Annotated in this window: 14 protein-coding genes and 1 pseudogene; 7 read left to right on the top strand and 8 right to left on the bottom strand. The window is 57.3% G+C overall.

Features of this window, described 5'->3' with window-relative positions:
* From ACQ4OB_RS23600 to ACQ4OB_RS23580, 5 genes are all read left to right on the top strand, one after another.
* A complete protein-coding gene (locus ACQ4OB_RS23600) occupies window positions 1-2472 on the top strand; it encodes an FtsX-like permease family protein (RefSeq protein ID WP_430956550.1) in 2472 nt (823 codons plus the stop codon).
* Complete coding sequence (locus tag ACQ4OB_RS23595) at window positions 2462-3526, top strand: lipocalin-like domain-containing protein (protein ID WP_430956549.1); 1065 nt, start codon at window positions 2462-2464, stop codon at window positions 3524-3526. The genes ACQ4OB_RS23600 and ACQ4OB_RS23595 overlap by 11 nt, the downstream gene beginning before the upstream one ends.
* A 62-nt stretch (window positions 3527-3588) precedes the next feature.
* Window positions 3589-3831 (top strand): hypothetical protein, encoded by a 243-nt coding sequence (locus ACQ4OB_RS23590; RefSeq protein ID WP_074875544.1) that lies wholly within the window; start codon window positions 3589-3591, stop codon window positions 3829-3831.
* A gap of 10 nt (window positions 3832-3841) precedes the next feature.
* A complete protein-coding gene (locus tag ACQ4OB_RS23585; RefSeq protein WP_162842855.1) occupies window positions 3842-4009 on the top strand; it encodes a hypothetical protein in 168 nt (55 codons plus the stop codon).
* An 87-nt stretch (window positions 4010-4096) separates the two neighbouring features.
* Window positions 4097-4681, top strand: coding sequence for a hypothetical protein (locus ACQ4OB_RS23580; protein WP_430956548.1), 585 nt, complete (start codon window positions 4097-4099; stop codon window positions 4679-4681).
* 695 nt (window positions 4682-5376) lie between these two features.
* Here ACQ4OB_RS23580 and ACQ4OB_RS23575 read toward each other — a convergent pair.
* Entirely contained in the window at window positions 5377-5892 is a 516-nt protein-coding gene (locus ACQ4OB_RS23575) for an Hcp family type VI secretion system effector (RefSeq protein WP_076030554.1), read from the bottom strand.
* Window positions 5893-6315: 423 nt separating this feature from the next.
* On the opposite strand from ACQ4OB_RS23575, the gene ACQ4OB_RS23570 reads away from it, so the two are divergent.
* On the top strand, window positions 6316-6993 hold the full coding sequence (locus tag ACQ4OB_RS23570) for a type 1 glutamine amidotransferase domain-containing protein (protein ID WP_074880613.1): 678 nt from the start codon (window positions 6316-6318) through the stop codon (window positions 6991-6993).
* A 163-nt stretch (window positions 6994-7156) separates the two neighbouring features.
* On the opposite strand, the gene hglS is transcribed toward ACQ4OB_RS23570, so the two are convergent.
* From hglS to ACQ4OB_RS23555, 3 genes and pseudogenes are all read right to left on the bottom strand, one after another.
* Window positions 7157-8536: a 2-oxoadipate dioxygenase/decarboxylase HglS gene (gene hglS, locus ACQ4OB_RS23565; RefSeq protein ID WP_074875550.1), complete on the bottom strand. Its 1380-nt coding sequence runs from the start codon at window positions 8534-8536 to the stop codon at window positions 7157-7159.
* Window positions 8537-8832: 296 nt separating this feature from the next.
* The gene (locus ACQ4OB_RS23560; RefSeq protein ID WP_102615175.1) at window positions 8833-9774 is read right to left on the bottom strand and encodes an alpha/beta fold hydrolase; all 942 of its coding nucleotides are present in this window, start codon (window positions 9772-9774) and stop codon (window positions 8833-8835) included.
* A 22-nt stretch (window positions 9775-9796) separates the two neighbouring features.
* Window positions 9797-10159 (bottom strand): annotated as a pseudogene (locus tag ACQ4OB_RS23555) (flavin-containing monooxygenase); the annotation flags it as partial.
* A gap of 132 nt (window positions 10160-10291) precedes the next feature.
* Here ACQ4OB_RS23555 and ACQ4OB_RS23550 point away from each other — a divergent pair.
* Window positions 10292-11365, top strand: coding sequence for a diguanylate cyclase (locus tag ACQ4OB_RS23550; RefSeq protein WP_102615174.1), 1074 nt, complete (start codon window positions 10292-10294; stop codon window positions 11363-11365).
* A 179-nt stretch (window positions 11366-11544) separates the two neighbouring features.
* Here the strand turns inward: ACQ4OB_RS23550 and ACQ4OB_RS23545 are convergent, their stop codons facing one another.
* From ACQ4OB_RS23545 to ACQ4OB_RS23530, 4 genes are all read right to left on the bottom strand, one after another.
* Window positions 11545-11721 carry a hypothetical protein gene (locus ACQ4OB_RS23545; protein ID WP_430956547.1) on the bottom strand — a complete coding sequence of 59 codons (177 nt, stop codon included), beginning with the start codon at window positions 11719-11721 and terminating at the stop codon, window positions 11545-11547.
* A 37-nt stretch (window positions 11722-11758) separates the two neighbouring features.
* Window positions 11759-12400, bottom strand: a complete 642-nt coding sequence (locus ACQ4OB_RS23540; protein WP_074875556.1) for a transposase — start codon at window positions 12398-12400, stop codon at window positions 11759-11761.
* Entirely contained in the window at window positions 12397-13101 is a 705-nt protein-coding gene (locus tag ACQ4OB_RS23535; RefSeq protein ID WP_430956546.1) for a hypothetical protein, read from the bottom strand. Before ACQ4OB_RS23535 ends, ACQ4OB_RS23540 begins: the two co-directional genes overlap by 4 nt.
* Before the next feature lie 312 nt (window positions 13102-13413).
* Window positions 13414-13593 carry a hypothetical protein gene (locus ACQ4OB_RS23530; RefSeq protein ID WP_074875560.1) on the bottom strand — a complete coding sequence of 60 codons (180 nt, stop codon included), beginning with the start codon at window positions 13591-13593 and terminating at the stop codon, window positions 13414-13416.
* Window positions 13594-13747: the final 154 nt, after the last annotated feature.

The raw sequence follows: 13747 nt of genomic DNA, 5'->3' as shown, positions 1-13747 counted from the left end.
GTGCCGGTCTTTCGCGAGACGCTACGGGCGCTGCTCAGTCATTGGCGGCAACACCCGGTGCAGTTTTTCAGTGTGCTGACCGGGCTCTGGCTCGCCACCAGCCTGCTGACCGGCGTGCAGGCGCTGAACAGTCAGGCGCGGGAAAGCTATGCCCGGGCCAGTCAGCTGATCGGCGGTGAACCCCAGGCCAGCCTCAGTGCGCCCAGTGGCGCGACTTTTTCTCAGCAAGTGTTTGTCGACCTGCGTCGTTTGGGCTGGCCGGTGTCGCCGGTCCTGCAAGGTCGGGTGACGCTCAAGGAGCATGACGACCAGCGCTTGCAGTTGATGGGCATCGAGCCAGTGTCGCTGCCCGCCGGTTCCTCGGTGGCGGGGCAGGCGTTGCCGATCGAGCAGGTTGTCGAGTTTTTCAGCCCGCCGGGCAGCACCTGGGTTTCGCCGCAGACGTTGCAGGCACTGGGTTTGCACGAGGGTGATCGCCCGGAGAGTTTGAGTGGTCAGGCCTTGCCGCCGCTGCGTGCCCAGCCTGATATGGCCCCGGGTGTGTTGCTGGTGGACATCGGCTTCGCCCAGCAGATTCTCGGCCTGCCGGATCAGCTGTCACGCCTGCTGCTGCCGAAGGATTTCACCGCGCCGCTGCCTGAGCAATTCAAGGGTCAATTGCAGCTCAAGACCAGTGGCGAAGAGAACAACTTGGCGCGCCTGACTGAAAGCTTTCACCTTAACCTCGATGCGCTGGGTTTTCTGTCATTCGTGGTCGGTCTGTTCATCGTCCACGCCGCGATCGGCCTGGCGCTGGAACAACGCCGTGGTTTGCTCCGAACCCTGCGTGCCTGCGGTGTCAGTGCACGGATGCTGATTGCCTGTCTGGCGGTTGAATTGGGTGGGTTGGCATTGATCGGCGGACTGGTCGGCGTCGCCAGCGGCTACCTGCTGGCCAGCGTGCTGTTGCCGGATGTCGCCGCGAGTCTGCGCGGTTTGTACGGCGCCGAAGTGGCGGGGCAGTTGAGCCTCAGTCCGTGGTGGTGGCTCAGCGGCGTCGGCCTGAGTCTGTTGGGCGCGTTGTTGGCGGGGGCCAACAGTTTGTTGCGGGCCGCACGCCTGCCGTTGCTGGCCCTGGCCGATCCGCAAGCCTGGCATCAGGCTCACGCGCGCTGGTTGCGGCGTCAGGGTTGGGTTGCCGTGATTGCCGCGGTGATCGCAGTGCTGGCGTTGATCTTTGGCGACAGCCTGGGCAGTGGCTTCGTGCTGATGGCGGCACTGCTGATCGGTGCTGCGCTGGCGTTGCCGGTGGTGCTCAATTGGGTGTTGAACCGGGTGCTGCATCGCAGTCGCTCGGTGCTCGGCCAATGGTTTCTCGCCGACTGCCGCCAGCAACTGCCGGCCCTGAGCCTGGCGCTGATGGCGCTGTTGCTGGCACTGGCGGCGAACATTGGAGCGGGCAGCATGACGGCCGGTTTTCGTGAGACTTTCAGCAATTGGCTCGAACAACGCCTGACCGCCGAACTGTACGTCAATCCGCGCAATCCGGCCCAGGCCACAGAGTTGCAAACCTGGCTCAAGCAGCAACCCGCACTCACGGCCGTGCTGCCCAACTGGCAAGTGTCGATCCAGTTGCAAGGCTGGCCGGCGGACGTCTTCGGCGTGATCGATCACCCGACCTATCGCCAGCATTGGCCGCTGCTGGAAGCCTTGGGCGACAACCCTTGGGACCGACTGGCCAAGGACGACGCACTGATGCTCAGCGAGCAACTGGCCCGCCGGCTGAAGGTGCGCCTTGGCGATCATTTGACGATTCCCACACCAAACGGCACCTGGTCGCCACGGATCGTCGGCATCTACGCCGATTACGGCAATCCCAAAGGCCATATTCTGGTCAACGTCGACCATCTGCTGCGCGGCTGGCCGCAGTTGACCCCGAACCGTTTCAACTTGCGCATCGACCCGACGTTGATCCCTGATTTCCTGACCGCGCTGCAAACCCGCTTCACGCTGGAGGACAGCCGCATCGTCGACCAGGCCCGGCTCAAGGGCTGGTCCACGCAAGTGTTCGAACGCACCTTTGCCGCGACTGCCGCACTCAACAGCCTGACTCTCTGTGTGGCGGGCGTGGCGCTGTTCATCAGCCTATTGACGCAAAGCCAGAGCCGCCTCGGGCAACTCGCGCCCCTGTGGGCGCTCGGCGTGACTCGCCAGCAATTGATGCTGCTCAATCTGGGACAGACCTGGTTGTTGGCGGTGCTGACGCTGGTGCTCGCATTGCCGTTGGGAATCGCATTGGCGTGGTGCCTGGACACGGTGATCAACGTCCAGGCCTTTGGCTGGCGCTTGCCGCTGCGGGTGTTTCCGCCGCAGCTGTTGCAGTTGATGGGGTTGGCGCTGTTGGCGACTTTGCTGGCGTCGGCGTGGCCGCTGTATTCGTTGTACCGCACGCAACCGGCGGATCTGCTGAGGACGTTCGCTCGTGAAGATTAAGGTCGGTGTGTTGCTGTTGGCGTTGTTGAGCGGCTGCGATGACTCGGCGCCTGTCGAGAAAGGCTTCGCCGGTCTCGGCAAGCAAGCGGCAGCATTCACCCCGGTGGTGCCCGGTCGGGTGTTCAGCTTTCCGGCGGATCACGGTCCTCATGACGGCTTTCGCATCGAATGGTGGTACGTCACCGCCAACCTCAAGGACGATCAGGGGCGCGAGTTCGGCGCGCAATGGACGCTGTTTCGCAGCGCCTTGAAAGCAACGCCCGAGGTCGCTGGCTGGGGCAATCAAATTATCTGGCTTGGCCATGCGGCCGTGACGTCGGCGACGGTGCATCACGCCGCCGAACGTTACGCCCGTGGTGGCGTTGGTCAGGCGGGTGTGAGTCTCGCGCCGTTCAACGCGTGGATCGATGATTGGCGTTTCAGCAGTCAGGCTTCCGACCCTATGACGGATCTTCAACTCAGCGCCCGGGACAAGCATTTTGGCTATCAATTGCGGCTGAGCTCCACGGGTCCCTTGGTGCTTCAGGGCGACAAAGGCTTCAGTCAGAAGTCCGAACAAGGGCAAGCGTCGTACTACTACAGTCAGCCGTTTTTCCAGGCCAGCGGCACGCTGGAAATCGACGGCAAAACCTATCGAGTCAGTGGCCCGGCCTGGCTCGACCGGGAATGGAGCAGCCAGCCCCTGACCGCCAACCAGACAGGCTGGGACTGGTTTTCCCTGCACCTGGACAGCGGCGAACAAGTCATGCTCTACCGCATGCGGCACAAGGACGGCGCGCCTTACCTCACCGGCACCTGGATCGACGCTCAGGGCCAGACGCAGCTACTGCATGCCGCCGATATCAGCCTCACACCGCAAGACACTGCCAAGGTTGCCGGACGTTCGATGCCGGTGCGCTGGTCGATCAAAATCCCCGACAAACATCTCGACATCACGATCAGCGCACTCAATCCCAATGCGTGGATGGCTTTGCGCATTCCCTATTGGGAAGGTCCGGTGCAATTGAGCGGCAGCCATGGTGGGCAGGGTTATCTGGAAATGACCGGGTATTGAGTCGGAACTCTCGGTAGAGCGCTAGCCTCCTAATTCTAGAAGCCCGTTCACAGGAGACCGCCATGAGCGAAGACCTGAAACCGCCAGACCTTGATTCGTGGCAGCGTCTGTTCGAGGACAAGGCCTACTGGCAACAATCCCCTGACGCCCATTACGTCGAACTGCTGCGGGTAGCAGACGACTTGCTGGGGCAGGGCGCCATTGACCTGGAACAATGGCAAGACTTGAAGGCCAAGGCGGATCAATCCCATAAAGATTCGCCTGCCGTGAATGTTGCCCATGAGGTTGACGATCCCGAAGCCTGAGGAGACCCCCATGAAACCGACGACCCCCACTGAGCACCCTGACGAACCGCGGCCACCGGGTGAAGTCGAGCGCGATAACGACGCCCTGCGCCCGACCGATCCGACCCGGCGCAAGGAAAGCGGCAAGGGCACAGAGAGCGGCGAATCCACCGCACAAGAAACTGCGAACACTCCCTGATCAGCGTCTATGCTCATCTGCACAAAGGGCGCCGGACGGTGGTCCAGCGCTCTTTGCTGCCTCCAATTCACAGGGAATGCATCGCTTATGAAACTTCATGCACTGACTAAAGCCATCACCCTCGCTACCTTGTTGTCTGCCGCCAGCCTTGGCGCCATGGCTGCGGACATTCCGCTGTCTGCCGTCGTGGTTGCCGATCAGGTCGTCACCAAAGTCGTCTCGGTCGATGCTGCCAAACATCAGGTGGTTCTGGAGGGGCCGGAAGGTCGTCAGGTCCATGTGCAATTGACCGACAAGGCCAAAAACCTCGGCAACCTGAAAGTCGGCGACCAAGTGGATGTCAAGGTGACTAGCGCTGTCGCCGCCTACCTCGACACCGATATCGACAAAGGCCTGCCAGGCACCGTCGAACGCGCGGGTGAAGTCCGTGCAGCCCCCGGCAGCGACAACCCGGGCGGCGAAGCCTACCGTCAGGTGCAGGTCCAACTGAAAATTTCCAAAATCGATGTGAAGAAAAACCAGGTAACCTTCGAAACCCCCGCTGGCGAGTCCAAGACTGTCGACGTTGTAAGACCCGAAGTTCAAGCGAAATTGAAAGATCTGAAAGTTGGGCAGAGTGTCGTTGTGACCTATACCGACATATTGGAAGTGACCAGCAAGCACGAAAGTTGAGTATTAACTCTATATATCGATTGTTCTTGTACAACTTTTCTGTATAAGAACAATCAATTTTGATGGTCTAACTGGTGAGTTCTGATGATCGGTAAAAATAATATTTGGACCGACATTTAATCGAAAGTTGTTTCGATAAATTTCATGTTCATATACGCGGACATATTCGATAACTTCCATTAAAATACTTCCCGTTCGCCCAGTGTCAGGGCTCTTTACCGGTGCATGGATTGCCAGGCCATTACACTGGGCGAACACCTTATCGAGGTTCGATACACTTCCCCCGCAAGCAATACGCTGTTTCGCTGAACTCCCCCCGATTGCCATTTCGCTTTCTCAATCACACCACCAAACTCATCGCAAACGCGGTATGCAAAGGTCTGTGGTGGTTAAGTACGAGGTTGAGAAAAGTTTGCTGACTAGAAATACATGAAACGGGCAATCATTAGATCGTCCGTTTTTTTTTTGGGCGCCGGGTGGAAAATTTTTCATGGTGAAGCGCTTGAATCAATAGAACCGCAATGCGGCATTTGCATGCCGTGATGATATTCGGTCTGTCAAAACTGCTCGCTGAGGTTGCTGCGCCACTATTGACGGTTCAGTTCCGTCTCCGGATCAACAAAGTGAAAACTCTGGAAGGGCACAAATAACATCGACCAGCAGAGCTGGCCGATGCTTGAGACGGTCAGCCTGAGTCAGACGACCGGTTGACGCCAGTCATCGGAACCCGAAGTACCGGATACTTCGTGGGTCCAGGTGATTTTGCGGTAGGTGAATTGCACTTCTTCCAGGTGCGTGAAGTGCGAGTTCGACGGATCCTGGCAGTTGTGCATTTTGTTGTTGATGGCGACGATGATCGCGTCTTCCAGTTTGGTGGTGTAGTAGTGCTCTTGGGTACCTTGAGCCGAAGTGCGGTACCACTGGATAACGATTTCGCTCATGCGCTCGCCGGAGGTCAGAGCGGCTTGCAGCAGTGGCGAAGCCTTGTCGTAGACCTTGGTGATCACGACTGGCTTGTGAACGCGCTGACCGGTCGGTTGGCCGGACTGTGGGTCACGCGGGATGATCACGTCGTGGCTGAAAGCCTGAACCATGACCTGGTCTTCGTGACCTTCCTGGTAGGTATTGCCAACCGAGTCGGCAGTAAATGCGCCGGCAGTGATCAGACCTTGTTTCTCGCCAGTGACGGACATGTACGCGGGTGTAGCCATGGATGTGCTCCTTGCTAATGTTAAGGGTGCCCGGGAGGCAGTATCGCCCCGGTGGGTGCCTGACTGTTATCAAGGTCCGTGCCATAAACGGTTAGTGCTATATAAATCAGCAGGTTGAGAGTTTTTTAGACCGTTTGAAGCATGTTCGGCAGCGATCGCCTGTGAATGTGCGCAAGAAGTTGCGCAGTGCTGGGCAACTTCTTGCGCACTTGGCTGGAGCGCCAGCCAGGCCGGGCGATCAGCGGTCCCGAATTGGTTTTCTTTGCGTTGAGTGCGCAACTTCTTGCGCATCAAAGCGGTTGGCCATCATTCGCTGCCTTATCAGGAAGAACCGCTAGGGTGACAGGTGCAACGAATGTGGCGGCCTGGAGGTCAAACTCAGCGCCGAGATCAATGAACATCTGCGAACTCAAGGAGCACGACATGAAAATCCTGATGGTTCTAACGTCACACGATCAATTGGGTGACACGGGTAAGAAAACCGGCTTTTGGCTGGAGGAATTCGCCGCACCGTATTTCGCCTTCAAGGACGCCGGCGCTCAGTTGACCCTGGCTTCGCCCAAGGGTGGTCAACCACCGCTGGACCCAAAAAGCAACGAGCCGGACGCGCAAACCGCAGCCACCGAGCGCTTTCGCAAAGACCCCGCCGCCCAGTCCGCATTGGCGTCTACCGCTCTGCTGAGCAGCGTCAGAGCTGAAGATTACGATGCGATTTTCTACCCGGGCGGCCATGGCCCGCTGTGGGATCTGGCCGAAGACAAAATTTCGATTGCTCTGATCGAGGCGTTTTACCAGGCGGGCAAGCCGGTTGCGGCCGTCTGCCACGCCCCCGGTGTGTTTCGTCACGTCAAGGACGCGGATGGCCAGCCGCTGGTCAAAGGCAAGCGTGTGACGGGTTTTACCAATTCTGAAGAGGAGGCTGTGCAACTGACGAAGGTTGTGCCGTTTTTGGTGGAGGACATGCTTAAGGAGAAAGGTGGTGTCTATTCCAAAGGTGCTGACTGGGCCAGTTATGTGCTCACCGATGGTTTGCTGATTACCGGTCAGAATCCGGCGTCGTCCGAGGCTGCCGCCGAGGCGTTGTTGGCGAAGCTGGCTTAATCCCCGGACGGCTAAATATTGGCCGGACACTTTCATGCGGCGAGGGAGCTTGCTCCCGCTGGGCTGCGTAGCGGCCCCGCTTTCTGCGAACGATTGCAGATTTTTGTGAGTGCTGCGCACTCAAGCGGGAGCAAGCTCCCTCGCCACAAGGTCAAGCCAGACTCTACAATCCCATTGCCTCGCGGCATTCCTCGATCGAGCGTCGTTGCGTCTCGGCATACAACGCCAATTCATCAATTGTCGATCGCCCCAGCGCCATCTCGAACACCTGCCGGTTCGATTGCACGCCATAGTGGGTTTGCGCGGCATCTCCCAGGTTCGACTGAAAAATCCCCGCAGCGCTGACTGGCAGGAAATCTTCGTACACCAACGGCTCAACCCGCAGATAGCCGCCGCTGAGCAGATCCTCCAGCGACCACGATTTCAATTCATCCGCCCCCAACCCTTTTTCCGTGAGGAAGTAGCGAAAGTACGCCAGTTCCTCTCGGCGCATGCCCTCAAGGGTGTCAGGGAACTGCGCAAAGTGCTGCGCCATCAGCGCGTTGTAACGTGCGGCATTGGCCTCATTGGGGAAGTCTTTCAGTTCATCACGGGCAGCGTTGAGCAATCGGTCGTAAAGCGCCCGGCCTTTGGGGGTGAGCGCCGCGCCGCGTTGTTCGATCTCGCCGAAACGGGCGCTGTGGCTGCCGTGAGTCCGGGTCTGATCGGTGAAGGCGACAGGCTCGTCCAGGGCTTTGAAACTGGTCTGGCGCAGCAGGATCGGGCACTGACGGCGGGGTGGGCCTTCGATCACCGCTTTGGGGGTGATGCCGTGAACAGGCATTTGCGCCTGGACGATGTCGATGTCCAGGGTGCGCGGCGTCAGGTGGTTGATATGCGGGCCGGTGAACGCTACCACGTCGGCGACCAGGCGATGCTGGGCGCAGAGCTTGCGGTACTGCTCGGCGGTCACGGTGGCGGTGTGGTGCCAGCGGAATGTTTCCAGTGCCTGTTCGACGAAGTCCCGTGCTTCCTGTTCCGTAAGACCGCCCTGGGTTTCGGCGCGGTCGATGAGGCTTAGCGCGGTGGGCGTGAAGATCGAACGTTTATCCAGCACTGACTGGGCGAATGCTCGCAGTTCCAGGTCTTCGATCAGTTCCAGGCGCAGCAGGGAAGTGAATACCCGGAACGGGCTGACCTGTAGCGCCGCCTCATGCACCGCGCGAAAAGCCGTGGAGTGGACCGGTACGCCGGCCGGGGTCAGGTCGTAATAACCCACCGGTTGCATGCCCATCACCGCAAACAGCCGGGCGAGGGTCGCCAGTTCATCAGCGGTGCCGACACGGATCGCGCCATGCCGCTCCAGGTCCAGGCGCTGGATTTCACCGGTGCTGTGCAACTGTCGGGCGATGTGCGGATCGCTGTCCAGCACGTGACGGTTGGTCTGTTCCACCAGTTCCATCAGCGCGCCGTACAGCGGCACTTCTTCGCGGTACATGTCGGACATCGCTTTGGAAAAGCGTTGGCGGATCAGGTCAGGGCTGATGAAGTTCGGATGACTCATGAAAGAATTCCTGGCGCGGTGACGTAAAGGATGCGAGAAAAGATCGCAGCCTTGTGCGGCGCCGACAAACGAAGAATCTTACGAACTTCATTCTGCAAAGGACTGCTGGCTGAAGCAGCTTGTAGCAGCTTGTAGCAGCTGTCGAGCCTGCGAGGCTGCGTTCGGCTGCGAAGCAGTCGCAAACCCTATATGCACGTTCCTCCTGACACACCGCGGTGCCTGATTTCACGACTGCTGCGCAGCCGAACGCAGCCTCGCAGGCTCGGCAGCTGCTACAGGGGGGCGGTGTTCGGCTGCTACACCGGGAGTTCCGAGCGCAGTGATGCCAAAAATTCCCGGTACAGCCGTGCCGTGTTCGTCGGTTGTTCCACCATCGGCATATGGCCGGTGTGGTCCCAGACTTCCACTCGCAGGTCAGCGATGCCTTTGCTCCAGATCGCCACGCTGCTGACATCGATCAAGCGGTCCTTATGCCCCCACAGCAACAGTGCCGGGCACTTGATGTCGGGCAGTTTCGGCTCCATCGGCGGGCTGGCACGGAAGCCGTTGAAGATTTCCTCCAGCTCATCGCGGCTCTGTTCATAGCGTTGCGCGATGGCGTCCAGCACCACCTTGGGTACCCACGGCGGTTCGGCCATGGTCATGGCGTAGAAACGCTGGAATTCTTCCCGCGAGTGAATCAGGAACGGGTTGTGGCCCTTGGCCAAATGCCGCTCCAGGTCGCTGGCTTCGGGGGCGGTGACACCTGCCGGATCGATCAGGGCCACCGAAACAATGCGATCCGGGTAAGTGGCCGCCAGCCACGCTGCCATGTAACCGCCCATCGAATTGCCGATTACATGGACTTTCTCGACGCCGCAAACATCGAGCAACTGGATCATCCGCTTGGCCTGCAAGGGAATGTCGTAACCGCCGCCCGCCTTGAAGCCGGTTTCGCCATGCCCGGCGATGTCGGGGATGATCACCCGATAGTTGCCGACAAAGTGCCGGGCAAAACGCAGCCAGACATTCTTGTCGGCGCTGTAGCCGTGGAGCATCAGCACACTGCTGGACGCTTCGTACGGCCCGCCTTGCCAGGTCGAGACGGTCATTTCGGCGATCGGCACGACAATTTTGTGCAGTCCATAGAGCTTCGCCTCTACCGACATGTTCAAGTCATAGAGCCAATGACCGATGGCCGGGTAACTCAACCAGCTCCAGGCCACGAAAACCGCGATTGCGACAACCAACAAAAGCATCAGGCATCTTCCTTTTACGTGATCAGGACAGAATGTGATCGGCGGGTTTCAGCGCTCTGGTCAACCGGTGATAGCTGAAACTGAACCCCGGAAACATCGCAATCACATGACCGCTCTTGCTTTGATACCAACTGTGGCAGCCCCCGGACTTCCATACCGTGCGTTCCATTTCCCGGTGGATCATTTCAGTGTAGGTACGTTCTGCTTCGGAGCGTACTTCGATGCTGCGCAAACCCTGTTCTTTTAACGTACGGATGCAATCCAGAATGTAGTTCATCTGAGACTCGATGATGAACAGCGCCGAGGTATGGCCGATGCCCGTGTTGGGGCCGGTGACGATAAACAGGTTGGGGAAGTCGGGCAGGCTGGTACCAAACATTGCGCGCCCGCCTCATGGCTATGCCTTGGTATTCAGGCCGCCCGCCGGTGATGGCTATTTGCCGCTTCCCTGATAGACTCTCACCACACTTGAACCCCTTGTGTTTTCAGGTTCCGTCTCAGTGGCGCAGAGGCCTCTATGGGAAAAACGGGAGGAAAAGGACTTTCACTGGCCAGGAGGCTCTATACATCGCGAATCCTGGGTTTAGCCTTGGGGCTGTTGCTTGTGAGCGCGGCGATGTATCCACTCAACCCTGCACCGTGGGTCTGGGTGACGATGCTGCTCAATGCCGTACTCTGGCCGCACGTGGCTTATCAATGGGCGCGCCGCGCGCCAGTGCCTTATCACGCCGAACACCGCAACCTGCTGGTGGATGCCTTTCTCGGTGGTTTTTGGGTCGCAGCCATGCACTTCAATCCGCTGCCCGCCGCGACCACCCTGGCCATGATGGCAATGAACAATGTGGCCATTGGCGGTTTGCGTTTCCTGTTGGCGGGAACCGTGGCGCAAGTTCTCGGGATGGGCGTCGGACTGCTGGTTTTCTCCCCCACCTTTGTCCCACAGACCAGCCAACTGCAGATGTATGCCTGTTTGCCCTTGATGTGTTTGTACCCGCTGGCATTGGGCTGGATCTGCTTCCGCCAGGCCCACACCCTCGGTCGACAAAAGCGTGAATTGCTGGCACTGAGCCGCACCGACAGCCTCACCGGCCTGTTGAATCACGGCGCCTGGAAGGATCAACTGGAAATCGAATTCCAGCGTTGCAAACGTCAGCAGCAGGGCGGGGCGATTGCGCTGATCGACATCGACCATTTCAAAACCATCAACGACACCTACGGCCACGTTGCCGGGGATATCGTGCTGCGTCAGTTGAGCAAAATGCTCAAGCAGAACCTGCGCGCGGCGGATGTTGCCGGGCGCTACGGCGGCGACGAATTCTGCGTGATCCTCCCGGACCTTCCGCTCACGAGCGCGGCGGCCGCCATGGATGCCCTGCGTGATCGCTTCGCCACCTTGGGCTATGAGCAGAGCCCGGCGCTGAGAGTCAGCCTGAGCATCGGCCTTGCCGCCTTCAACCCGGCACACACTGACGCGACCCTGTGGCTCAACGACGCCGACCAGGCGCTCTATGAAGCCAAGGCCACCGGTCGCAACCGCGTCATTTGTTGCAGCGATGGCGCACCACATCACCCATTACTTGATTCGGTGTGAAACGTGATCGTTCCCACGCTCCCGCGTGGGAATGCCTCAACGGACGCTTTGCATTCGGCTTTGGATGGAACGCGTAGCGTCCCGGGCTGCATTCCCACGCAGAGCGTGGGAACGATCAAAGAAAAGGCTGCCGACCTTGTGGGTCGGCAGCCTTGGTAGTGCACTTAACGAGAGCGATATCAGTCTTTGGCTGGCAAGCTCCAGAATTTCTTGATTTCGTGAATATTGCCCACGTTATAACGAGGCATGAAATCGGCGCACGGAACTTCCATTGTTGTCTTGACTGGCGTATTGATTACGGTAGTCCCGGCGCGCAGAAGCGAAGTTTCATTCCAGTTGTTCAGTGGTTTGTTCATATTCATTCCTTTTTTAAATTTGGAGGGTAGTCAGTAACTATCCTCGTTCAAGCAGTGACAGCGTATTTTCATAGAGCGCTGTTTCCTGCATGGCGATACCGGGGTAAGTCGGTACGTAGTTTTCGTCGAAGCACCAGGCTTCTTCGGTTTTAACCGATTGCTGAGGATGAATAAGCAAACTCAACGATGCGGACATACTTTTCGGTGGAAGCTGTTTGTGCACTTCCTGTAGTGGAAGCATGTGCAGAACTTCTCCGGGTGCAAGTTTAAGTACTCGCTCTTCACCGAGTACGGGCCTTCTTCCGGCTTGTAACGGAGTTTGATCCAGTATCTTTCGCGAGACGGTTGTGTAGCCGTCACCGCCGTAACCCACGGCATAGAGTTCGAAGTCATGGGTGTGGTTCAGGTCATAGATGAACGTTTCACTTTCATCTTTTGACGTGACCGGAGACCAAAAACCCAATCGGACAGTAAACAGATCGTTGTAGTGCAGTACAAATGCATAAGCGCCGTATAGACTGTTTTTGGTACTGAAACCCGCTTGTTGAATAGTGGTGTAAAGGTGCTCGCTCAGCAACGTACGGTTTGTTGCCAGTTGACGCAGATCTTCCACGATCTTTGGCTTGTCTCGCTCCAGATCGTAAGTCGTCATACGCTCAACGAAAGTCTTTAGTTTCATGCCGCTTCACTCTGGTCGAGTAAAAGATTCAGGCGGCTGTTTTGCAGATTTCTCAACAGCGGTGCGTAATGCAATGCGGCCCGCGGATCCGTTTGCTGTATTACCTGAAATGCCTTCCAGGCGACAGCGGGGTGGTAGTGATAGATCAATTCTTCGGCCACTCTGAATGCCCCGGGATCCTGTGCGGCTTCAAGCAGCTCAAGGCTCACCAGGTACCGTGCGGCGCTATCGTCATGAGGGAACCAGGCGATTTTGTTCAATGAAACACGGTCGAAAACACTGATGTCTGCGCTTCTGTCTGGCAGGTTGATGCTGCCGATAAATGCCGGATGCCCGTATCCAGTCGGGTTGCTATCGAACAGGACCTTCGTGCCGTCGATGAACAACGGGTTACTGGCATCTACGATGACCAGCTCTGCGCGAGTCAGATGATCTTCTTCGAGCGCGTAAAGTTGAATGCAAAACGATTCTGCGTTGATCGCAAATAAAACACTGTTGCCGGGTACGGAATAAAGTTGCTCGGACGCCGGTGTGTTATCAGGTGCCTTGAGGCTGATATTGCCATTTTTATTACAATGTAATGTCAATGTTCCGGTATGGATGTTCGTCAGTTTCATGATTTCAGCACGGCGAGATGAATCTAAAGTGTGTGCTGTTTGTTCGGGTAGCTGGTCTGCGAGATTTTTTACTTCGACACTCATGTCCAGTGTCTTGATGCTGGTGATAAGTTGTGAAGGTGTAAGGTCAGGGTCGAGCAACGTTTTTATCATGAAGAATTCTGCTTGGCTTTTTATGGTTTCTAATGAGGCGGAACAGATGTTTTAGCAAATGGAATCGTTCAGTCTATTATTGTTAGGGTAGTTGCTTTTAACTCATCAAGCCCATCAGTTTTTAAGAGACGTCAGTGGCTGAATGGTGTGGCCACTGCCGTCGGTTTAACAAATGGGGGATGGTGCTTCCAGGCAGGTACGAACATCTGGCTGAGTGCGACCCCGGTAAATCGTTATAAGGTCTTAATCCTGGGCAGATACGTTACGGTATTTCTTGATTTCGTGAATGTTGCCTACGTTAAATCGAAGCCCGTCCCAACCAGGACAGTTGGACTCGTGAGTGGATTTTGTCGGTGTGGTGATGACTTTGGCTTCGGCGCGCAATAGCGGGGAGTTTTCCCAGTTGCTGGTAGTGGTTTTCATAAGATTTCCTTTGATAGGGGTTGAGTGAGGATAAAGCGCTTGTCGTATAAGTAGCGATATTGCTTTGAGTTTGTTGCTGTCTGGGTTAAATATTTTTTGTTATTTAACGGTTTGGAGATTATAGAGGGCGATATTTAATATCAACTTTGGAGTT

Origin of the sequence: Pseudomonas sp. ES4, assembly GCF_050586665.1 — a bacterium.
GTDB lineage: Bacteria > Pseudomonadota > Gammaproteobacteria > Pseudomonadales > Pseudomonadaceae > Aquipseudomonas > Aquipseudomonas frederiksbergensis.
Note: the sequence above shows the minus strand (reverse complement) of the source record. Positions and strands in the feature narration are given on the sequence as shown.

Excerpts from the sequence above, each read along its gene's own strand:
- ACQ4OB_RS23590 (WP_074875544.1), top strand. The coding sequence starts at position 3,589 with ATGAGCGAAGACCTGAAACCGCCAGACCTTGATTCGTGGCAGCGTCTG.
- ACQ4OB_RS23585 (WP_162842855.1), top strand. The coding sequence starts at position 3,842 with ATGAAACCGACGACCCCCACTGAGCACCCTGACGAACCGCGGCCACCG.
- ACQ4OB_RS23580 (WP_430956548.1), top strand. The coding sequence starts at position 4,097 with ATGAAACTTCATGCACTGACTAAAGCCATCACCCTCGCTACCTTGTTG.
- ACQ4OB_RS23575 (WP_076030554.1), bottom strand. The coding sequence starts at position 5,892 with ATGGCTACACCCGCGTACATGTCCGTCACTGGCGAGAAACAAGGTCTG.
- ACQ4OB_RS23570 (WP_074880613.1), top strand. The coding sequence starts at position 6,316 with ATGAAAATCCTGATGGTTCTAACGTCACACGATCAATTGGGTGACACG.
- hglS (WP_074875550.1), bottom strand. The coding sequence starts at position 8,536 with ATGAGTCATCCGAACTTCATCAGCCCTGACCTGATCCGCCAACGCTTT.
- ACQ4OB_RS23560 (WP_102615175.1), bottom strand. The coding sequence starts at position 9,774 with ATGCTTTTGTTGGTTGTCGCAATCGCGGTTTTCGTGGCCTGGAGCTGG.
- ACQ4OB_RS23550 (WP_102615174.1), top strand. The coding sequence starts at position 10,292 with ATGGGAAAAACGGGAGGAAAAGGACTTTCACTGGCCAGGAGGCTCTAT.
- ACQ4OB_RS23545 (WP_430956547.1), bottom strand. The coding sequence starts at position 11,721 with ATGAACAAACCACTGAACAACTGGAATGAAACTTCGCTTCTGCGCGCC.
- ACQ4OB_RS23540 (WP_074875556.1), bottom strand. The coding sequence starts at position 12,400 with ATGAAACTAAAGACTTTCGTTGAGCGTATGACGACTTACGATCTGGAG.
- ACQ4OB_RS23535 (WP_430956546.1), bottom strand. The coding sequence starts at position 13,101 with ATGAGTGTCGAAGTAAAAAATCTCGCAGACCAGCTACCCGAACAAACA.
- ACQ4OB_RS23530 (WP_074875560.1), bottom strand. The coding sequence starts at position 13,593 with ATGAAAACCACTACCAGCAACTGGGAAAACTCCCCGCTATTGCGCGCC.